General features: G+C 67.0%; 18 protein-coding genes. 12 read left to right on the forward strand and 6 right to left on the reverse strand.

The features are described 5' to 3' along the window. Nucleotides 1–4 precede the first annotated feature (4 nt). The 5 genes from recJ to NDI79_RS17730 all read left to right on the forward strand — a co-directional run bounded on the left by recJ (nt 5) and on the right by NDI79_RS17730 (nt 5056). Nucleotides 5–1441, forward strand: coding sequence for a RecJ family nuclease (recJ, locus tag NDI79_RS17710; protein WP_310929982.1), 1437 nt, complete (start codon nt 5–7; stop codon nt 1439–1441). 69 nt (nt 1442–1510) lie between these two features. Further along, on the forward strand, nt 1511–1915 hold the full coding sequence (locus tag NDI79_RS17715) for a hypothetical protein (protein WP_310929983.1): 405 nt from the start codon (nt 1511–1513) through the stop codon (nt 1913–1915). A gap of 776 nt (nt 1916–2691) precedes the next feature. Then, a complete protein-coding gene (locus NDI79_RS17720; protein WP_310929984.1) occupies nt 2692–3009 on the forward strand; it encodes a DUF5783 family protein in 318 nt (105 codons plus the stop codon). 53 nt (nt 3010–3062) lie between these two features. Continuing rightward, nucleotides 3063–3425: a NifU family protein gene (locus NDI79_RS17725; RefSeq protein ID WP_310922090.1), complete on the forward strand. Its 363-nt coding sequence runs from the start codon at nt 3063–3065 to the stop codon at nt 3423–3425. 83 nt (nt 3426–3508) lie between these two features. Continuing rightward, nucleotides 3509–5056, forward strand: coding sequence for a sulfatase (locus NDI79_RS17730; protein WP_310929986.1), 1548 nt, complete (start codon nt 3509–3511; stop codon nt 5054–5056). An 18-nt stretch (nt 5057–5074) separates the two neighbouring features. Here the strand turns inward: NDI79_RS17730 and NDI79_RS17735 are convergent, their stop codons facing one another. From NDI79_RS17735 to NDI79_RS17760, 6 genes are all read right to left on the reverse strand, one after another. Continuing rightward, entirely contained in the window at nt 5075–5431 is a 357-nt protein-coding gene (locus NDI79_RS17735; protein WP_310929987.1) for a DMT family transporter, read from the reverse strand. Further along, the gene (locus NDI79_RS17740; RefSeq protein WP_310929988.1) at nt 5428–6372 is read right to left on the reverse strand and encodes a ketopantoate reductase family protein; all 945 of its coding nucleotides are present in this window, start codon (nt 6370–6372) and stop codon (nt 5428–5430) included. Before NDI79_RS17740 ends, NDI79_RS17735 begins: the two co-directional genes overlap by 4 nt. A 55-nt stretch (nt 6373–6427) precedes the next feature. Continuing rightward, nucleotides 6428–6718, reverse strand: a complete 291-nt coding sequence (locus NDI79_RS17745; RefSeq protein WP_310929989.1) for a DUF7130 family rubredoxin-like protein — start codon at nt 6716–6718, stop codon at nt 6428–6430. 181 nt (nt 6719–6899) lie between these two features. After that, entirely contained in the window at nt 6900–11033 is a 4134-nt protein-coding gene (locus tag NDI79_RS17750) for a DNA-directed DNA polymerase II large subunit (RefSeq protein ID WP_310929990.1), read from the reverse strand. A 3-nt stretch (nt 11034–11036) separates the two neighbouring features. After that, nucleotides 11037–11456: a PPC domain-containing DNA-binding protein gene (locus NDI79_RS17755; RefSeq protein ID WP_310929991.1), complete on the reverse strand. Its 420-nt coding sequence runs from the start codon at nt 11454–11456 to the stop codon at nt 11037–11039. Nucleotides 11457–11634: 178 nt separating this feature from the next. Beyond that, nucleotides 11635–11802 carry a DUF7556 family protein gene (locus tag NDI79_RS17760; protein WP_310929992.1) on the reverse strand — a complete coding sequence of 56 codons (168 nt, stop codon included), beginning with the start codon at nt 11800–11802 and terminating at the stop codon, nt 11635–11637. A gap of 239 nt (nt 11803–12041) precedes the next feature. Between NDI79_RS17760 and NDI79_RS17765 the strand changes: the two genes are divergently transcribed. The 7 genes from NDI79_RS17765 to NDI79_RS17795 all read left to right on the forward strand — a co-directional run bounded on the left by NDI79_RS17765 (nt 12042) and on the right by NDI79_RS17795 (nt 20159). Continuing rightward, nucleotides 12042–13895, forward strand: a complete 1854-nt coding sequence (locus NDI79_RS17765; protein ID WP_310929993.1) for an ABC transporter substrate-binding protein — start codon at nt 12042–12044, stop codon at nt 13893–13895. Nucleotides 13896–14093: 198 nt separating this feature from the next. Continuing rightward, complete coding sequence (locus tag NDI79_RS17770; RefSeq protein ID WP_310929994.1) at nt 14094–15143, forward strand: ABC transporter permease; 1050 nt, start codon at nt 14094–14096, stop codon at nt 15141–15143. A gap of 6 nt (nt 15144–15149) precedes the next feature. Continuing rightward, nucleotides 15150–16595, forward strand: coding sequence for an ABC transporter permease (locus NDI79_RS17775; protein WP_310929995.1), 1446 nt, complete (start codon nt 15150–15152; stop codon nt 16593–16595). Further along, complete coding sequence (locus tag NDI79_RS17780; RefSeq protein WP_310929996.1) at nt 16592–17671, forward strand: ABC transporter ATP-binding protein; 1080 nt, start codon at nt 16592–16594, stop codon at nt 17669–17671. Before NDI79_RS17775 ends, NDI79_RS17780 begins: the two co-directional genes overlap by 4 nt. Continuing rightward, nucleotides 17668–19002 carry an ABC transporter ATP-binding protein gene (locus NDI79_RS17785; protein ID WP_310929997.1) on the forward strand — a complete coding sequence of 445 codons (1335 nt, stop codon included), beginning with the start codon at nt 17668–17670 and terminating at the stop codon, nt 19000–19002. The genes NDI79_RS17780 and NDI79_RS17785 overlap by 4 nt, the downstream gene beginning before the upstream one ends. Nucleotides 19003–19005: 3 nt before the next feature. Continuing rightward, entirely contained in the window at nt 19006–19425 is a 420-nt protein-coding gene (locus NDI79_RS17790; RefSeq protein ID WP_310929998.1) for a DUF7555 family protein, read from the forward strand. 77 nt (nt 19426–19502) lie between these two features. Further along, on the forward strand, nt 19503–20159 hold the full coding sequence (locus NDI79_RS17795) for a DUF7529 family protein (RefSeq protein ID WP_310929999.1): 657 nt from the start codon (nt 19503–19505) through the stop codon (nt 20157–20159). Nucleotides 20160–20204: the final 45 nt, after the last annotated feature.

Raw genomic sequence — 20204 nt, forward strand, 5'->3', positions numbered from 1 at the left:
GGGTATGAGCGCGGACGGCGTCGCGGAGTCGGAGGCACCGGTACCGGAGATGGAAGACCACGCCGCCGACTGCGCGGCGCGGTTGCGCGCGGCCGACGAGGTGCTCCTCGCCTCCCACATCGACGCCGACGGCCTGACCAGCGCCGCCGTCGCCGCCTCCGCCTTCGAACGCGCCGGAATCCCGTTCGAGACCGTCTTCTCGAAGCAGTTGGACGAGAAGGAAGTAGCGCGAATCGCCGCCACCGACTACGACATCGTCCTCTTCACCGACTTCGGCAGCGGCCAGTTGGACATCATCGCGGAACACGAGGCTGCGGGCGACTTCGAACCCGTCATCGCCGACCACCACCAACCCGCGGACGCGGACACCGAGTTCCACCTCAATCCGCTCAGATTCGGCGTCGACGGCGCCTCCGAACTGTCCGGCGCGGGCGCGAGTTACGTCCTCGCGCGGGCGCTCGAATCCGAACCGGGGACGAACCGCGACTTAGCGGCGTTAGCCGTCGTCGGCGCCGTCGGGGACATGCAGAACTCGCAGGGGGGGTTGCACGGCGCGAACGCCGGAATCGTCGCCGACGGCGTCGAAGCCGGCGTCCTCGAAGAGGCGACCGACCTCGCCATCTACGGCCGACAGACGCGCCCGCTCCCGAAGTTCCTGGAGTACGCGAGCGACGTGCGCATCCCCGGCGTCTCGAACGACCAGAACGGGGCGATTCAGTTCCTCTCGGACCTCGATTTGGACCTCAAATCGGACGGCGAGTGGCGCCGGTGGGTCGACCTCTCGATGGCCGAGCGCAAGACGGTGGTGAGCGCGCTGATGCGCCGCGCCATCGCCTCGGGCGTGCCCGCGAAGCGCATCGAGGAACTCGTCGGGACGACCTACTCGCTGTTGGACGAAGAGGAGGGCACCGAACTCCGCGACGTGAGCGAGTTCTCCACCCTTCTCAACGCCACCGCGCGGTACGAACGCGCGGACGTGGGACTGGCGGTCTGTCTCGGCGACAGGGGCGAGGCGCTCGACCGGGCGCGGAAACTGCTCAGGAACCACCGGCGGAACCTCTCGGAGGGGCTCCAGTGGGTGAAAAACGAGGGCGTCACCGTCGAGGAGAACGTCCAGTGGTTCGACGCCGGGACGCGAATCCGCGAGACCATCGTCGGCATCGTCGCCGGGATGGCCGTCGGCGCGGCGGGCATCCGCGGCGACGTCCCCATCCTCGCGTTCGCGGAGAAGTCGGCCGACGAGGTGAAGGTGTCCGCGCGGGGGACGCACGCTCTCGTCCGGGAGGGACTCGACCTCTCGGCGGTGATGCGGGAGGCGTCGCGCGCCGTCGGCGGCGACGGCGGCGGACACGACGTGGCCGCCGGCGCGACCATCCCCGCGGGGACCCGCGAGGCGTTCCTCCGGGAGGCGGACCGCATCGTCGGCGAGCAGTTGGAATGAGGCGGCCGAACCGCCTAAGCACGCCGCGGGCGGAGTGTCGGTACGGTCGCTCGGCCGTGATTCACAGCTATGGAAGGTTCGCATACGCGTAGACGACTGCTCGCCGGCCTCTCGGCCGTCGGCGTCGCCTCGCTCGGCGGCTGCGTGACGACAGGTCTCTCGCTCAGTGCCGACGGCGTCGACGAGTCCGGCGTGTTCGACTCCCTCTCGCTGTCGGAGTCGTGGACGGCGAACAAGGCCGTGGTGAAGGTGACGCTCACCGACGCCGCGACGACCCGACAGAACGTCCGGAAGGTGGCCGTCATCGACGGCGAGGGCTCCAGCGTCTGGACCGACACGGTCGACCCCGGTCAGACCAGCGTGACCGGCGCTCGTTTCCCCGTGAACCAGACGGCCACCCTCACCGCCTCGGACAACGACGACGCGTTCGTCGACTCGGTGTCGGTGACGCTGAACGGGTCGTCGATTCCCTAATCCTGCGACGGCGTTCGCAAGAGCCGACTGCGATCCGCCAGCGACGGCTGCGTTCGATTTCGCGAGCGCATGATTCGATATAGCACGATGTAGTTTACTGAGGGAAGAGGAGCGGTCGGACGGACTACACTCGAAATGCCGGCAGAGGCGGCGGAGAGGCCCATCTCGTCCGAATCCGAAGTCTGGAAATCGGGCGAGCGATGAGAGTCGAGTCGAGGAGGATGAAAGCGGGGGGAAAGCGACGGACCGGAGCGACAAAGCCGTCCGAGTCGCCGGTGCGGGGGCCGACGGGGAACACGAATCAGTTCGCCCGGAGACGGCGGAGGCGGAAATCGTCGGCGCGTCGGCCGACGTACGTTACCCCATTCCCGGAGTTAACCGCTGGTCCGAAATCAAGTAGCGAGGCCGCGCGGGTCGGTCGTTGGCCGATGCGTCGGCGGTGTCCGATACCTCAGTCGCGCCCGTGTCGCCGGAACGGTTTCTCTTCCACGCCGGCAGCCCGGCGAGAGCGTCGCGATGCCGGCAGTCGCTCTGAGGGTTAGTCGTCGGACGGATCGACGGGAGCCGAACGCCCGAGCGGCGAAACGCGGAGCGGCGTAACGAGTGCAACCGGCCGGAAGCGCCCGCACGAGTGTCGATTTGTGGAGAGGGGCATTCAGCGGATGGATGTGGCGATAAATTCTATGATGCTATACAAAATGGCAGTCGGCGGGAGGACGGACGATCCCCGCGCCGCCGACCGTCCGACTTTTCTTCTCGAACGGGAACAGACAGGTATGACCGAGTTCGACCCCGAGAAGTTCGAGGACAAGTACGTCCACTACTTCCCGGAACTCCAGCGCGCCTACAAGAACGCCTTCAGCACCATGAACGACGAGTACGACTCGAACCTGATCCACGCCATCGACCAGCAGATTCTGAACGAGTCCGAACCCGTCTACGAGGACGGCGAGTTTCGGATTCGCCTCCCGGAGAACCCCGAGGAACGACTGACCGGCGTCGTCGTCGACGACGAGAAACTGGACGCCGTGCTGGAGCGCTACGTCGAGGAGTTGAAGGCCGAACACCGCCGCGTGTTCGGCGTGAGCGGCTGAGTCGGATTCGCACGAACCAAAGGCCTAAGCCGGTTCGTCCCGAATCGCGAGACATGAGCACGGACGCGACCAACGCCGACGAAGACCTGAAAGAACGCGTCACCAACTTCCTGCGGCGCAACTTCCCGCAGATTCAGATGCACGGCGGGTCGGCCGCCATCCAGCACCTCGACCGCGAGACGGGCGAGGTCACCATCATGCTGGGCGGCGCCTGCTCGGGATGCGGCATCTCCCCGATGACGATTCAGGCCATCAAGAGCCGGATGGTCAAGGAGATTCCCGAGATAGAGACGGTCAACGCCGACACCGGGATGGGCGGCGACGGCGGCCACGACGGCGGCATGTCCCCCTCGTTCCCCGGCGAGTCGAGTTCCGACGACGGCGGTAGCGACGAAGGCCCGCAGGCGCCCTTCTAACGGAACGAGAGCCCGTTTCACGCCGTCCCGCGCGGCGAGCGAAAACCCGTGACTCTTTCGTCCCCTCCCCCCGAGAGGCGAGTATGAGCACTGAGGCACCCGAGAACGTTCTCTTCGTCGTGATGGACACGGTTCGGAAGGACCGCCTCGGGCCGTACGGGTACGACCGGGGGACGACGCCGAACCTCGACGCGTTCGCCGAGGAGGCGACGGTGTTCGAGCAGGCGGTCGCTCCGGCGCCGTGGACGCTGCCCGTCCACGCGTCGCTGTTCACCGGCATGTACCCCTCGCACCACGGCGCCGACCAGGAGAACCCCTACTTGGAGGGCGCGACGACCCTCGCGGAGACGCTCTCGGCGGCGGGGTACGACACCGCCTGCTACTCCTCGAACGCCTGGATCACGCCGTACACCCACCTGACCGACGGCTTCGACAGTCAGGACAACTTCTTCGAGGTGATGCCCGGCGAGTTCCTCTCGGGACCGCTGGCGAAGGCGTGGAAGACGATGAACGACAACGAGGCGCTCCGGGCCGTCGCGGACAAACTCGTCAGCCTCGGCAACACCGCCCACGAGTACTTCGCCGGCGGCGGCGGCGCCGACTCGAAGACGCCCGCCGTCATCGACCGGACGGCGGAGTTCATCGACTCCTCGGACGAGTCGTTCGCGTTCATCAACCTCATGGACGCGCACCTGCCGTACCATCCGCCCGAGGAGTTCGCCGAGAAGTTCGCCCCCGGCGTCGACTCCACGGAGGTCTGCCAGAACTCCAAGGAGTACAACGCGGGCGCGCGCGACATCGACGACGACGAGTGGGAGGCCATTCGCGGCCTGTACGACGCCGAAATCGCCCACATCGACGACCAACTCGGCCGCCTGTTCGACTGGCTGAAAGAGACCGACCGATGGGACGACACGATGGTCGTCGTCTGCGCCGACCACGGCGAACTCCACGGCGAACACGACCTGTACGGCCACGAGTTCTGCCTGTACGACCCCCTCGTGAACGTCCCACTGATGGTGAAACATCCGGCGCTGGAGGACGAACGCCGCGAGGACCAGGTGGAACTGGTCGACCTCTATCACACGGTACTCGACGCTCTGGAGGTCGAGGGCGGGACGCCCGCCTCGCCCGGCGACGACGCCGTCACCCTCGACCGAACCCGGTCGCTGCTCTCGCAGTCCTACCGCGAGTTCTCGGAACCCGAGACGGCGAACGACGACCCCGGACGGGTTCACGATGGAGAGTACGCGTTCGTGGAGTACTCCCGTCCGGTGGTGGAACTGAAGCAGTTGGAGGAGAAGGCGTCGGACGCCGGTATCACGCTCCCCGAAGATTCGCGCTTTTACTCGCGGATGCGCGCCGCGCGGCGCACCGACGCGAAGTACGTCCGCATCGACCGCATCCCCGACGAGGCCTACCGCCTCGACGAGGACCCCGGCGAGGCGGAGAACCTCGCGGAGAGCGACGACGAGGCGATAGCCGAGACGGAGTCCGCCCTCTCCGCGTTCGAGTCGAACGTCGGCGGCGCGTGGACCGACGCGCTGAGCGACGACGTCTCGGACGACTCCGTGGAGGAGATGGACGAGGAGGCGCAGGAACGCCTGCGCGACCTCGGTTACTTGGAGTAGAGTCGGAGGGAGAGGGCCTCAGCCCGCCAGACGGAGTCCGGCAACGCCGGCGACGATGGCGACGATGCAGGCGAGTCGAACCGGCGAGGTGGACTCGTCGAACAGGACGATGCCGAGGAGGACGGTGCCCACCGCGCCGATTCCGGTCCAGACGGCGTAGGCGGTGCCGACCGGCAGCACCTCGACGGCGGCGGCGAGGCCGGCCATGCTCACGACGAGAGCGACGGCGACGAACGCCGTCGCGCGGAGGTTCGAGAAGCCGTCGGCGTACTCCAATCCGACGGCCCACGCCGTCTCGAAGAACGCGGCGCCGATCAGAACGAGCCAGGCGGTCTGTCTATCCACGCGCGCCGGTTCGGGACGCGCGGCCTTCACTGACTCGACTCCTTCTGTCGGGTCGGCGCCGACGCCTCGACCGCCTCGCGGACGCCGCGCCCGGCCTCCCACGTCCGAAGCAGGTCCGCCAGCGTTCGGTTCGTCGGGACGTCCAAACGGTGTCGCTCCCCGCGTTCGACCACGGCGCCGTTGATGGCGTCGACTTCGGTTCGTTTCTCGTCGTCCACGTCCTGCAGCGTCGACGACCGGTTGTCGCTCGTCGCCTCGACCACTTCGTCCAGCGCCGAGAGGGCGCGGCGGTTCGGCAGCGAGACACCCTCGGCGCGGGCGACGCGGGCAGTCTCGCGGGCGGCGCGGCGGGCGAGTTCCCGTCCGGGGTCGTCGGTCAGCGCGCCGTTCTCGACGCGCGCGAGGGCGGTAGCGGCGTTGATACCGGCGTTGACGGCGAGTTTCTCCCAGCGGCGCCGGGGCATGTCGGCCGCGACGAGCGTCTCGATTCCGGCGTCGCGGAACGCCTTGCCGACGCGTTCGGCGTGGGGGTCGATGCCGCCGCGCCGCGCCCCGAGAGCGACGCGTCCGACGCCGGTGCAGGCGACGCGGCCGGGGTCGAGGAGGCGCGCGCCGTAGGTGGCGGTGCCGGCGAGGACGGGCGCGTCGAGTCGCGCCGCCAGCGTCTCCTCGACGAAACCGTTCTGCAGCGAGAGCACCGCCTCGAACGACCCCCCCGCGAGGGCGTCCGCGGCCGCCGCCGTGTCGAACGACTTCACCGTCACGACGGCTACATCGGCGGGAGAACCGTCGTACTCGGTCGTCGCGGCGGGTGCGGTGTGAGCGTCGACGGCGCCGGAGACGCGGACGCCCCCCTCGCGGACGGCGGCGACGTGCGGGTCGCGGCCGACGAGCGTCACGTCGTGCGCGCGGGCGAGAAGCGCGCCGACGAGGGTGCCGAGACTACCGGCGCCGAAGACGAGTACATCCATGTCGGGCGGTCGTCGGCGGGCGGAAAAAGCGGTCGGGTCCGGGTTCGCGTCCGCGTCAGTCCTCTGTCCAGTAGTACAGTTCCTCTTTGGCCGCGCCGCAGTTCGGACAGGAGTCGGGCATCTCCTCCACGTCGCCCATCTCGCCGCAGTTGCCGCACCGCCACATCAGTTCGGCCTCGCCGAACTCGTGGCCGGCGCGTTCGTGTTCGACCGAGAGGCTGACGATTCCCTCCCGGGTCGACACGTAGAACCCGTCGTCGTCGAACCCGCGGACGCTGCCGAGTTCCTCGCCGTCTTCGGTGTACACGGTGCTCCCGATGCTGACGCTGGGTGTCTCGTCGACCATGTGAGAGGAATCGACGGCCGAGGGCATAAATCTCGGCGGCGAATCGCGGAGCGGGGTGGTGCGGAAAGAACGAAGCAGTTGTACCGTGAGGCGAGCGAACGCGAGCCTCACGGGAGCTTTTTGGTGGAGCTTTTTGCAACGAGCGGTCGCGCGTAGCGCGACCCGAGTCAGCAAAAAGGTCCTACATGAAGTCGCCCAACTTCGACGCCTTGTTCTTGTCGTTCTCGAAGACGGATTCGAGGCTCTTTTCGAGGACTTCGAGGCGCTGTTTGGTGTAGGGCCGGCAGTCGAACTCCTCGGCCACTTGAATCGCCGTCTCCATGTACTTGTTCACGGAGCCTTGGTGGACGGTGAGGTTCACCCGTCCGCCGCACTCCCGGCAGTCGCCCGTCAGCGGCATTCTCCGATACTTCTCCCCGCAGTCGAGACAGCGCGTCTCCTGCCTGGAGAACGCGCGGAGGTTGCCGATGAGATCAGGTAAAAAGTGATACTCGATGACGCGTTCGGCCACGTCCGTCTCGTCGACGGCGCGGAGTTTCCGCGCGAGTTCCAACTGGGCGTCCATCTTGTCCATCATCGACCCGAGCGTCTTGTACGCCGAGAGGTCCGGGCCGAGGGCGATGTCGGTGGTGTCGTGGGTGTGTTCGAATCCCCGGTACTCGTCGTCGGTGCCGAGGGTGTCCTCGCCCAGTTTGATGTCCTCTTCCACCTCGCCGGGGTCGGCCATCCGGAGAGACGCCTCGTAGAACGACTCGGGGTAGCGGCGCACGATGTCCATGTTGTGCGCCTCGTCGTCGATTTCGGAGGGGTCGATGCGCGAGGACATCACGAGGGGGGCGTCCATCTGCCCGCCGCGCTTGTCGGGGAGGAACTCCTTCGAGAAGTTCAGGAGGCCGTCCATGAGGAGCATGACGCAGTCCTCGTCGCCGTCGCATTGCTTCGCATATACGCCGTTCGACAGAACGGTGTGCGTCTCCTCGACAGTCAAGCAGTACGTGTGGTCGGTATCGGAACCGACGTAATCGACGGTGACGACTTCGTCGGCCGTTGTTCCGCCGTCGGTGGCGACGGACGTGGCTGCGCCGCCCGTTGAGGCATTTTCGGGTGGTGCCGACCCGACCGGAATCGAATCGCCGAGACCGATTTCTGTCGCCCTGATTTCCTCGATGTCGGCGCCGTCAAACCGGAGCATCTTATGGTCCGGCGTCACCGTCAGTTCGCGTCCGTTCCGCGTCTCGATGCGAACCATCTGGTCCGGTGCACGGTGCTTCGACACCGCTTCGACGGGTTTCACCACCTCGCCTCCGTCCTCGTCTATCGACGGGACAAACACGTCGCCGTCGAGTTCCTGCACGAGCGTTCCGAAATCGTCCGTGTCAGGGTCTTCTAAACGTGCCTCGACGAACTCGTCGATTCGCCCGTGGTGCCACTCGTCGATTTCGTCACGGTACCAGATTTTGGTTTCCGGGTGGAAGCAGTTCCGCCGTTTCGCCGCGTGAAAGTACGGATGCGCGTAACCCACGGCGGCGGACGTAAAGCCGACGACCCGCCCCACGACGGCGGCGGAGGTGTGCGGCGCCATCCCGAAGACGAGTTCGCCGATGAGGTCGTCTCGCTCCTCGACCTGGTAGAACGGCTCCAACCCGTAGAACTTCTCCAAGAGGTCGTCGACGAAGTCGGCCGTCTTCAGCATGTGTTCTGCGGCGCCGTCCGAGAGCACGATGTCCTGCACTTTCAGTTCGACCAGTTGGTCGTCGAAGCGCAGGGGTTCGCCGTCGATGTCCGTCTCGTAGCCGAGTTCGCGGAAGTGGTCGACGGTGACGTCGAGTTCGGCGGGGCGGACCGAGGTGACCGGCAGGTCGGTCATGTCGTAGCGGACGGTGCCGTCCTTGAACGAGGAGACGCCGTGTTTGGCTCTGAGGATGCCTTTTTCGAGCGGTTCGGGCGTCTTGTTCGCGGAGGTGAGTCCCTTCACGCCCTTCAGGATGGGGTAGGAGGACTCGCGTTCACCGACGGTTTCGAGCGCCGAGCGGAGTTCGCTCGCCAGGTCGACGGAGAACCAGTCGACGCTCTCGACTTCGCGTTCGCAGCGCTCGCAGTAGACGCGGCCGGACTCGTCGGGTTCGAGGACGGTACCGCAGTCCTCGCACTCGAAGTGCGGTTCGGTGTGTACCTCGCAGTCGGGACAGCGGTTCTTGTACGTGTGCGCGCCGCAGTCCGGGCACATTCGGTCGCCGACCAGAACGTCCAGTTTCCCGCGCTGGCCGCGGTCGTTGCGGGCGCGGGCCGCCTCGCCCACGTTGCGCTGGTTGCCACCCATCTCCGTGATGGGAAACAGCGTGTGGACCGCCGGCGAGAGGTCGCGCGACTCCGACTTCTCGGGGCGGCCCATCCGGTTGCCGATGCGAGTCGGCGCGCGTTCGCGCACGTCGAAGGGGGCGACTTCGTTGACGGCCTTCACCGCGTTGTCGCCGCCGTCCCACTCGCGCGCCTCGGGGGAGAGGTCGGTCCACTCCTTTTCGAGGGAATCCGAAAGACCCAGCGAGCGAACGAAAAGCCGCCAGTTCGGCACGCGGAGCGTCTCTTCGGTCTGGGTGTGCTCGACGAGGAGGCGTTCGAGCGTCCGGGTCAGTTCCCCCGTTCGGTCCAGTTCGAGGACGCCGTCCGTCGGGGCGGCGTCGCCCGACCGCACGACCATCCCGCCGTCGGACTCCACCTCGGCGATGCGGCCCGACGCGGCGGCGTCGGCGAGCGTCTCGAACTCGCTCACGGAAATGTCGTGCCACAGGTAGGTGTACTTCGGGTGGAGGTGACAGTCGTAGTCGGTGGCCCACGCGAACGCCTCTTTCGGACTCGGGTCGTCGAGTTCGACGCCCGGGTCGTCTTCGAGGGCCTGTACGGGCGCGCCGGCGGACGCGAACTCCTGCACCCACCACTCGTGGACGTAGGAGGCGGGCGCGAGGGGGTGGTTGTTCTCGACGAACTCGCCGAAGTTGACGAGATACTCGCCCAAATCGAGAATCTCCTCGACGCCGTTGCGGACTTCGAGGGCCTCCGCGGGGTCGTCGATGCGGCGCACGTCGCCGTTGGCCAGTCTGACCGTCGGCCCCTCGATGGAGTCGACGGGGATGACGCCGCCGGCCTTCCCGGGGCGTTCGGTCTTTATCTGCGTCCCGGTGGCGAGGAAGTCGTCGACGAGGTGCATCGTCGCCGGATGGACGCCGGCGGTGGCGAAGCCGTGGTTGCGGGAGCGACCGTATCGGAGCCTGAAACCGCCCGCCTCGCTCGGGTGGCCGAAGACGGGCCGGCCGGCGATGAGGTCCCGCAGGTACTTCGTCGCGGGTTCGACGCGGGCGGGGCCGGTCGGTTCGGGCGACCCGTCGGGGGCGTCGTCCGCCTCCTCGTCGGCCGCCGCTTCGTCGTCGTCCTCCGCCTCGGCGTCTTCGGCGTCTTCCCCGTCTCCGTCGGCGCCGTCGTAGTAGGTGCCGTCGATGAGGTCCTGGAGCCACGGCCAGTCGACCTCGTCGAGTTGGCGCGTGTAGCGCTGAATCTTCGGCGCCTTGAGGGCGATACCCTCCGCGAGAACAAGACACATGCCGCCGCGGGCGGAGTTGGTGTCGACGCGTTCCAAATCGCGGAAGCCCGACACCTCCTCGTCGCCCGTCGCCTCGCCGTCGAGCATGATGGGCATGTGCTTCGCGATGAACTTCGTCTCCTTGTCCTTCGGCGAGTACTGGAGGCCCGTCTCCTTGTCGTAGAGGGCGACCTCCTCGGCGTAGCGCTCGGTCTCGACCTCTCTGGCCTCGTACTCGTCGATGCCGAGCAGCGACCGGGCGAAGTCGGCGACGAGCACCGAGAGCGCCTGCGCCGTCCCGCCCGCGGAGCGAATCGGGCCGGCGTAGTAGACGTTGACGAACTCGGTGCCGTCGTCGTTCTCCAGAATCTCGACGCGGTCGATGCCCTCTATCGGCGCGGCGACGACGCCCTCGGTGAGGAGGGCGACGGCCGTCCGGACCGCGCCCTCGACCTTCCCGGCGCGGGAGTCGTAGTCGCCGACGCTCCCCTCGACGAAGTCGTTGACGAGTTCGAGGGCGGCCTCCTCGCGGGACATCTCACCCTCCAACTCGCGGACGCGTTCGGCGACGCCCGGGATTCCGAGGATGTTCTCGACGCGGTCGGCCATGTCCTTGGCGACCGGAATCTCTACCTCGGGCTGAGGGTCGCGCCCCTGCTCTTTCGCCGCGCGCGCGAGGTCGAACGCCTCGTCGAGACGGCCCTCGATGCGCGCGAAGTACCGTTCGTCGTCCTCGTGCACGGCTTACAACCAGAGGTCGAGGTCGGTCACGTCGTCGTGTTCGCGTTCGAGGGGTTCGTCGAACGCGCGGATGTACACCTCGCCGGCGAACACGGTGGCGGCGTTGAGGTGGCCCGCCAGCGACTGTCCGCTCCGGCGGGAGAGGACGGCGTGGGTGTGGGCGAACGGGTCGCCGTCGAGGAGGGCGACGTTGCCGACGCAGGCGGCGACTTCCAGCGGTTCGTCGAACGTCACCGAGCGGTACTCCTGGTCGCTCTGGTCGTAGAACCACACCTCCGCGTCCTGCACTGCGCCCATGGCGTTGAACCACGCCGACTCGATATCCTCCAGTTCGGCGAACTCCTCGATCTCCTCGCGCCAGTCCGCCCCGTGGTCCAGCGAGACGAGGAACTCGCGACTGGACTCGACTGCCCGATAGTTCATACCCGGGACCTCGCGTGGGACCGCCAAAAGTGTTCAGTGTTCGTGACCGGCCCGTTCGGACGCGGGCGACCGGCGGCCCGCGGCGCGTCGACGGGGCCGACGCTCGGCGGCGAGAGAAGAGACGAAGGAGGACGAGTCGAACCGCGGACGTGGCGCGCCCGCGGGTTCGGAGGGGCCGTCAGGCCCAGTCTCGAAGCGACGGCGCCTCGGTCTCGCACATCGAGAGCCACGCGTCGTCGCAGGAGATGTCCGCGATAATGAACTCCGAACCGGAGGGGGTGGAGTCCACCGAGGCCATCACCTCGGCGCGCGACGCGTCGGACGCAGCCGTCGCATTCGGCGTCATGTATGATACTGTGTAACAACCATACATAAACTCGTCGGAACGCCGCCGGATTCGTCGCGGTACCGATAGTTTCCACCGAGAAAGCGAGAAAGATACAAGAAAACAGAAAACGCGTTTTTGTGTGCAGCGCTCGGCATATATGGGCGACTACGCATGAAATTATACGGCTGGTACGTCATGCTATATCAAACGAGTCGAATGCGGTAACTTTATCCACGAGAATCCAAATTTTAGTTTGAATGCCAGATAGTACCAAACTCTCGCGCCGCGGATTTCTGAAGGCGACGGGCGGAGCGGCCGCCGTGACTGCGCTCGCCGGGTGTTCCGGCGAGGGGAACGGCGAAGGAACGACCGAGTCCGGCGGGGCCGGAACCGGCACGGAAGCGACGGGGACGGCGACCGAAGAGAGCGGAGACGGCAGCGAACTGTCCGGTTCCGTGTTCAACCGCGTGCTGAGCGGAACCATCACGACGCTGGACCCCGTCGCGGCGACGGACACGGCCTCGGGCATCGTCATCCAGCAGCTGTTCGACTGCCTGATGGCGTACCCGAACGCGCTGCCGACCGTCGAGAACGAACTCGCCGCGGACTACACGGTGTCGGACGACTACCGGACGTACACCTTCCAGCTCGCCGACGCCACCTTCCACAACGGCGACAAGGTCACGGCCTCCGACTTCGTCTACGCGTGGGAGCGCCTCGCGGCCTCCAGCAACAGCCGCCGCGCCTACTTCATCCTCGACTCCGTCGGCGTCCAGCACGAGACGGACGGGGAGGACAGCTACGTCCCGGGGTCGCTCGGCGTCGAGGCGACGGGCGAGACCGAACTCACCGTCAGCCTCAGCGAACCGTTCCACGACACGCTGGAGATGTTCGCCTACACGTCGTTCGCGGCGGTCCCCGAGGGGCTCGTCGGCGACGTCGGCGACTACGACGGCCAGCTATCCTACGACGAGTTCGCCAACACGAACCCCGTCGGCGCGGGGCCGTTCCAGTTCGCGTTCTGGGAGAAGGGTACCTCCGCGGCGGTCACGAAGTACGACGACTACTACGGCAACGTCGCGAAGGTCGACAACGTCCGCTGGCAGGTCATCGAGGACGACACGGCCCTGTACAACTACGCGATGAACCGGAACGCGGACTACTTCGAGCTGCCGACCGCGCAGTTCGACCCCGCGAAGGTCCAAGTCGAAGAGACCGACGACTACGGTCGCGAGACCGGGACGTACGGCCCACTCCGGAACAACGCGACGGCGAACTACGTCGGCGTCCCGACGCTGTCCATCTACTACGTCGGGTTCAACATGAGCAAGGTGCCGAAGCCGGTTCGGCAGGCGTTCGCGTACGTGCTGAACCAAGAGCAGATGGTCTCGGAGGTGTTCAAGAACCGCGGCTCCCCGGCGCAGCTGTTCACGCCGCCGACCATCTTCCCCGGCGGCGCGGAGGCCGCGACCGAACTCGTCGAGTCCGAGTACCCCTACAGCATGGGCGAGACCGACATCCAGGCCGCGCGGCAGGTCATGGAAGAGGCCGGCTACGGCCCCGACAACAAGTTCGAGGTGCAGTGGACGCAGTACAACTCCAACACCTGGGAGCAGATGGCGGGCATCCTGCGCGACCAGCTCGCGTCGGCCCACATCAACATGCAGATAGAGAAGGCCGACTTCTCGACGCTGCTCGAACGCGGTCGTAACGGACAGCTCCAGGCGTACACGCTCGGCTGGATCGCCGACTGGCCCGCGCCGGACAACTTCCTGCAGCTTCTGAACCCGCCGCAGACGGACACCTCGCAGCCGGGTCCCATCTCGTACGTCAACTGGACGAGCGAGAACGGCGACGCGGCTCAGCAGGCGACGGACGCCTACCAGACGGTCGTCAACAACGCGGCGCCGACCGACCAGGCGCAGCAGGCCCGCAACGAGGCCTACGTGGCGATGGAGCAGGCCAACTGGGAGGACGTGGCGATGCTGCCCATCTACAACGCCAAGGACGAGCGGTTCTGGTACGACAACGTCGAGATAGAGCCGTTCGGCGGCATGGGTCCGAGCCGGCAGAAGCTCAACAACGTCACGCTCACCGAGCAGTCGAACTGACCCGATAGAAGCACCCACCGCTGACCAAAAACTTTCAATAGTTTTTGACAGCCGTGCAGTACTATTTCGGAACGCCCTACGGGCGGACAGCAGAGCCGCTGTACGGTGGAATACGATGATACAGAAACGCAAGACATATCCACATTACCCAGTGAACGTTCACTCAATGTTCGAACGGACCGCTCGCGGAGAGACGCCATGAGTCGGTGGCAGTACTTCCTCCGCAGGATACTGATGTCGATTCCCGTGGTCATCTTCGGGACGACCATCACGTTCGCGCTCATCCGACTGGGACCGCTCGACCCGGTGTCCGCGATTCTGGGGACGCAGTACACCCCGGAGGCCGCGGCGCAGATACGGTCGAACCTCGGGCTCAACGAACCGCTCTGGAGCCAGTACTTCGAGTTCATGTACCGACTGTTCACCTTCGACCTCGGCCGGTCGTGGGTCATCGCCCCCGGGACGAGCGCGTACCAACTCATCGAGGTGTACGCCCCCCGGACCATCTGGCTCGGCTTCTGGTCGGTGCTCATCGCGCTGTTCGTCGGGATTCCGCTCGGCTTCTACGCCGGGTTGAACCCGAACACCTCCTCGGACTACCTCGCGTCGTTCGGGGGTATCGTCTGGCGCGCGATGCCGAACTTCTGGCTGGCCATCATCCTCGTCACCGCCCTCTCGCAACTCGGAACGTGGACGAACGGACTGTTCGCGTGGCAGACGTGGATCGTTCGGACGAACGTCGTCACGCCGCCGGCGCTCGGGTTCTTCCGGTCGCCGATAGAGGGATTCCTCAGCGACCCCGCCGGCTGGCTCGAATCGTTCCTCCGGGCGACGAAGCAGATAGCTCCGGCCGCTCTGGTGCTCGGGTCCGCGTCGATGGGTAACGAGATGCGCATCGGCCGGACGGCCGTCCTCGAGACCATCAACTCGAACTACGTCGAGACCGCGCGAGCGAAGGGCGTCTCCGGCCGCTCGCTCGTCTGGAAGCATATCTTCCGGAACGCGCTCATCCCGCTGGTGCCAATCATCACGGGCGAGGCGTTCCTGCTCCTGGGCGGGTCGGTGTTCGTCGAGACGGTCTTCGCCATCAACGGTCTCGGGTGGCTGTTCTTCAACGCGGCCATCAACGGCGACCTGCCGCTCATCGGGACGCTGATGTACATCTTCATCCTCATCCTGGTCGGCACGAACATCCTACAGGACTTCCTGTACACGGTCATCGACCCGCGCGTCGGGTACGACGGGTGATTCATCGTGGCTACGACAGATAACACCGAAACGACGCTTCGACGACGAGTCGCTGAGAATCCCCAACCCGCGCTGATATGGGCCGCCGTCGGCGCCGTCCTCCTCGGCGTGGAACTGGGTGCTATCCTCCAGGTCGTCGGCGCCTTGGCCGGCGTCGTGGTCAACCTCCTGCCCGGCGACCCCGGCGCGGGCGCCGTGCAGTCGCTTCAAGCCGCCTTCGACGCGATTCCGACGCTCATCTCGCGCGACGTGATACCGAATCAGGGCTACTGGAACGGGAGCCGGTACGTCGACACCTTCCTCAACCTCTCGCCCGCCGGGGCGTGGGCCCTCCGACTGCTGGTCGTGTACGCCTACGCCTTCGCCGTCCTCGGGTGGCTCTGGAACGGCTACAACCGCTTCCGCCGCCACTACCGCCGCGTCGGATGGACGCCGCGCGACGACGTCATCGACCGGTTCCGCGGGCACACCTGGGGCAACTTCGGACTCCTCGTGGTCGTCCTCTTCGTCGTGCTGGCGGTGTTCGCGCCGACGGTCGGACCGACGACGATGGAGCAGAACATCCTCCAGCCGTACAGCTACGAGATAAGCTACTGGAACGAGGAGACAGACACGGTCGATTCGCTGCTCGTCGGCGAGGCGAACCTCGCGTCCGGGTCGCAGGGGGCCGGCGAGGAGAACGTCGGCCCGATGACGTACGACCAGTTCGGTCGGTTCCACCCGTTCGGAACGGCGGTGAGCGGCAAAGACCTGTTCACGCAGACGGCGTTCGGAGCGCGGATATCACTCACAATCGCCGTCCTGTCGATGGGTATCGCGGGCCTCATCGGACTCGCGCTCGCGATGGTGACCGCCTACTACAAGGGGCTGGCCGACTTCGCGGTCATCCTCACCTCCGACTCGATACAGGCGTTACCGGTCATCATGGTACTCATTCTGATGATCGTCGTCTTCCAGGGGACGTGGATACAGGAGTTGTACGACGGGGCGGTGCTGTTCATCCTCATCTTCAGCCTGGTGTACTGGCCGTTCATCTGGCGGGCCATCCGCGGACCGGCGTTACAGGTCTCGGAGGAGGAGTGGATAGACGCCGCGAAGTCGTTCGGACAGACGCCCACGCAAATCATGCGGAAACACATGGCGCCGTACGTGTTCAGCTACATGCTCATCTACGCCTCGCTCAGCCTCGGCGGTATCATCATCAGCGTCGCCGGCCTCTCGTACCTCGGCATCGGCATCACCGCGCCGACGCCGGAGTGGGGTCGGCTCATCGCCAACGGACAGCAGTACGTCGCGAGCCCGTCGTGGCACATCTCGCTCATCCCGGGCATCCTCATCACGCTCGTCGTGACGGGGCTGAACGCCTTCGGTGACGGTATCCGCGACGCCATCGACCCGCAGGCCGACACGGGCGAGACCGAGGCCGCGGCCGCGGGAGGTGGTGGCGCGTGAGCGTCGAACGCACCGCCGACCCCGAGCGGACGGACGAGCCGCTGCTGTCGGTCGAGAACCTCCGGACGGCGTTCTACACCGACAAGGAGGTCATCCGCGCCGTCGACGACATCTCCTTCGACATCCACCGCGGCGAGACGGTCGGTATCGTCGGCGAGTCGGGCTCCGGGAAGTCGGTGACGGCGCGCTCCATCATGCGGCTGGTCGACACCCCCGGCCGCATCGACGACGGGCGCATCGTCTACGAGGGGGAGGACCTCCTGGAGAAGACGCCGAAGCAGATGCGCGGGATTCGGGGCGGCAGCATCGCGATGGTGTTTCAGGACCCGCTCACGAGTCTGAACCCCGTCTACACCGTCGGGAACCAGATAAAGGAGTCCCTCCGGCTCCACCGCGGCATGAGCGGGTCGGAGGCGACGCGGGAGGCCGTCGAACTGCTCGAAGCCGTCGGGATTCCGGACGCCCGTCGGCGCATCCGCGAGTACCCCCACCAGTTCTCCGGCGGGATGCGGCAGCGCGCGGTCATCGCGATGGCCCTCGCCTGCGACCCCGACCTGCTCATCTGCGACGAACCGACCACGGCGCTGGACGTGACGATTCAGGCGCAGATTCTCGAACTGCTCGAAGAGCTACAGGAGGAACGGGACCTCGGAATCATGTTCATCACCCACGACATGGGGGTCATCGCGGAGGTGGCCGACCGCGTCAACGTGATGTACGCGGGCGAAATCGTCGAGAGCGCCCCCGTCGTCGAACTGTTCGAGTCGCCGAAGCACCCCTACACGCAGGGACTGCTCAACGCCATCCCCGGACAGGGACTCGACGCGGGCGAGCGCCTCGCCACCATCGAGGGCGACGTGCCGACGCCGAACGAGGAGCCCACGTACTGCCGGTTCGCGCCTCGGTGTCCGAAGGAGTTCGAGGACTGCCGGCAGGTCCACCCGGTTCCGGTGGACGTCTCCGAGGACGCCGAGGACCACCGGGCGGCGTGCCTGCTGTACCCGGAGGAGTTGGAGACGGAGGAGGCGGTCGACGTCCACCGAACCGAGGGCGCCCGCGGAGGTGACACGCGATGAGCGGCGCTTCGGAGGCGTCCGAGGCGGTCGGACGGCGGGCCGGGTCGGACGCGCTGGTGGAGGTGCGGAACCTCAAGACGTACTACGAGGGCGGCGGCTTCCTCGGCGGCGACCCGGTGAAGGCCGTCGACGGCGTCTCCTTCGACATCCGGCGCGGCGAGACGCTCGGACTCGTCGGCGAGTCCGGGTGCGGGAAGTCCACGCTGGGGCGGACGCTGATGCGCCTCGAAGAGGCCACCGACGGCGAAGTCAGACTCGACGGGACGGACATCACGACGCTGTCCGGCGACGACCTCAAGCAGTTCCGCGAGGACGTGCAGATGGTCTTTCAGGACCCCGATTCGAGCCTCAACGAGCGGATGACCGTCGGCGAACTCGTCCGGGAACCGCTCGACGTGCACGACTGGAAGACGCCGAGCGAACGACGCGCGCGGGTGCGCGAACTGCTCGAAACCGTCGGCCTCCAGGAGGAGCACTACTACCGCTACCCCCACCAGTTCTCCGGCGGGCAGCGACAGCGCATCGGCATCGCTCGCGCGCTGGCGCTCGAACCCGACTTCGTCGTCCTCGACGAACCCGTCTCGGCGCTGGACGTGTCCGTGCAGGCGAAGATTCTCAACCTGCTCGAGGACCTTCAGAACGAGTTCGGGCTGACCTACCTCTTCATCGCGCACGACCTCGCGGTCGTCCGCCACATCTGCGACCGCGTCGCCGTGATGTACCTCGGAAACATCATGGAGATAGGCCCCGCCGAGGCGCTGTTCGACGACCCGGCGAATCCCTACACCCACGCGCTCCTGTCGTCGATTCCCGAACCGGACCCGACGGCGAAGCGCGACCGCATCACGCTCCGCGGGACGCCGCCGAGTCCGCGGAACCCGCCGACCGGCTGTCCGTTCTCGACGCGTTGTCCGGTGAAGATACGGCCGGAGGGGTACGAGGAGATGGACCGCGGGCAGTGGGAACGCATCGAGGTGTTCCGCGAGGTGCTCCGCGAGCGCTCGCGGGCGAACCCGTCGCTGAGCGACCGAGCGCGAGCGCTGCTTGGGCGGGAGACCCACCGCGCCGACATGGACGACATCGTCGCGGAGGTGTTCGACGGCCACGAGACGGACGAGGAGGTGATGCGGCACATCCGCGAGGCCGCGGAGTACGCCGAGGACGGCGACGAGGACGCCGCGCGGACGTACCTCCGCGAGGAGTTCAACAGCGTCTGCGACCACGAGATGCCGGACCAGGAGGCGGTGGGCGACGGACGGGTGAGCCTCTGTCACCGCCACGAACCGGAGTACGAGGAGCCCGCGACGGTGTTCGAGCGATTGACCGACTGAGCCATGGCGTTCGACTCGCACCGGTTCGCCGTCAAAGCCGTCGACGCGGCGGCCTACGCGGTCGTCCTCACCGTCGTCGCGTTCGTCGTCGGTGCGCTCGTCAGCGCCGCCGCGGGCGGCGGTCTCCCCGGCGCGAAGTGGTTCATGTTCTTCGCCGGGTTCGCCGTGTTCGGCTACGCGTCGCTGAAGCTCCGGCCGAAGGCGGCCTGGAAGGAGGGAGACGGCGGCGGCCTGTTCTCGGGGAGCGACGAACCCGTCGGCATCGAGCGGGCGGTCGGCGTCGCTCTCGATAGGGTGCTGCCGCCGCGGCTCCGACCGACGCCCGAGGAGCGCCCGTCGAGCGGGGTGAAACTGTTCCTCGGGTCGGTGTGCATCCTCCTCGCGTCGTTCCTGATGGAGGTCGTCTTCGGCATCAACTACTGAGCCGGTCGAACCGGCCGCGAGGGCCGCGCGATGCGGCGCTTCGACGCCTTTTACCCCATCGGCCGTCCACGAGCGGTATGGTCGAAGCCGGTGACGAGGACGTGTCCGAGGCCGAACGCATCGCGAGCGGGGCGGACCGTCGCCGCGAGGCGTGGGGTGCGACCCTCGAAGAGATGGACGCGCTGGCCGACGAGTTCGAGGCGGACGGCTGGCGGACGCTCCGCATCGCCGCGGGGGACTGCGGGCCGTTCGGCCCGTCGGCGGAGGCGGAGAGCGAGGACGGAGACGGCGACGAGAACGAGAACGAGAACGAGGGCGACGGGGAGGCGTTCGGACTCGCGTACGTCGTCCCCGGCGACGACGCCGAGGAGGTGTCCGAACTGTTCGAGCGGGCGTCGTTCCCCGAGTACGAGGTCTACCGGGCCGAGAACGACGGGCTGATGTACACGGTGACGGCGCTGTTCGCGCCGGATATCGAGACGGCCGTGTTCGTCGCCGGCGCGTGGGAACTCCGGAACGCGCTCGGATGCGCGACGGCCGCCGCCGAGACGGGACTGATGTACACCCGCCTCCAGAAACTCGACGGCACCGTCGTCGGCGTCGTCGAACACGAGGAACCGGAGAAGTTCTTCCCGGACCTCGACGCCGTCCGACGGCACGCGTCGGGAGCCGATGCGGCCGATGTCGGCGCGAGCGACGACGCGACCGGCGGGGCGGGCGACGCCTCGGAGTGAGAGCGGGGCGGACGGTCCGAGGGGACCGCGGGAACGGCGGAAACC

The sequence above is a fragment of the Halogeometricum sp. S3BR5-2 genome, from assembly GCF_031624635.1.
GTDB lineage: Archaea > Halobacteriota > Halobacteria > Halobacteriales > Haloferacaceae > Halogeometricum > Halogeometricum luteum.

Bases quoted from the DNA above. Each gene is read 5' to 3' on its own strand.
- NDI79_RS17745 (WP_310929989.1), bottom strand. From the start codon at position 6,718: ATGGTCGACGAGACACCCAGCGTCAGCATCGGGAGCACCGTGTACACC.
- NDI79_RS17760 (WP_310929992.1), bottom strand. From the start codon at position 11,802: ATGACGCCGAATGCGACGGCTGCGTCCGACGCGTCGCGCGCCGAGGTG.
- NDI79_RS17770 (WP_310929994.1), top strand. From the start codon at position 14,094: ATGAGTCGGTGGCAGTACTTCCTCCGCAGGATACTGATGTCGATTCCC.
- NDI79_RS17795 (WP_310929999.1), top strand. From the start codon at position 19,503: ATGGTCGAAGCCGGTGACGAGGACGTGTCCGAGGCCGAACGCATCGCG.
- NDI79_RS17725 (WP_310922090.1), top strand. From the start codon at position 3,063: ATGAGCACGGACGCGACCAACGCCGACGAAGACCTGAAAGAACGCGTC.
- NDI79_RS17765 (WP_310929993.1), top strand. From the start codon at position 12,042: ATGCCAGATAGTACCAAACTCTCGCGCCGCGGATTTCTGAAGGCGACG.
- NDI79_RS17720 (WP_310929984.1), top strand. From the start codon at position 2,692: ATGACCGAGTTCGACCCCGAGAAGTTCGAGGACAAGTACGTCCACTAC.
- NDI79_RS17790 (WP_310929998.1), top strand. From the start codon at position 19,006: ATGGCGTTCGACTCGCACCGGTTCGCCGTCAAAGCCGTCGACGCGGCG.
- NDI79_RS17730 (WP_310929986.1), top strand. From the start codon at position 3,509: ATGAGCACTGAGGCACCCGAGAACGTTCTCTTCGTCGTGATGGACACG.
- NDI79_RS17715 (WP_310929983.1), top strand. From the start codon at position 1,511: ATGGAAGGTTCGCATACGCGTAGACGACTGCTCGCCGGCCTCTCGGCC.
- NDI79_RS17755 (WP_310929991.1), bottom strand. From the start codon at position 11,456: ATGAACTATCGGGCAGTCGAGTCCAGTCGCGAGTTCCTCGTCTCGCTG.
- recJ (WP_310929982.1), top strand. From the start codon at position 5: ATGAGCGCGGACGGCGTCGCGGAGTCGGAGGCACCGGTACCGGAGATG.
- NDI79_RS17785 (WP_310929997.1), top strand. From the start codon at position 17,668: ATGAGCGGCGCTTCGGAGGCGTCCGAGGCGGTCGGACGGCGGGCCGGG.
- NDI79_RS17740 (WP_310929988.1), bottom strand. From the start codon at position 6,372: ATGGATGTACTCGTCTTCGGCGCCGGTAGTCTCGGCACCCTCGTCGGC.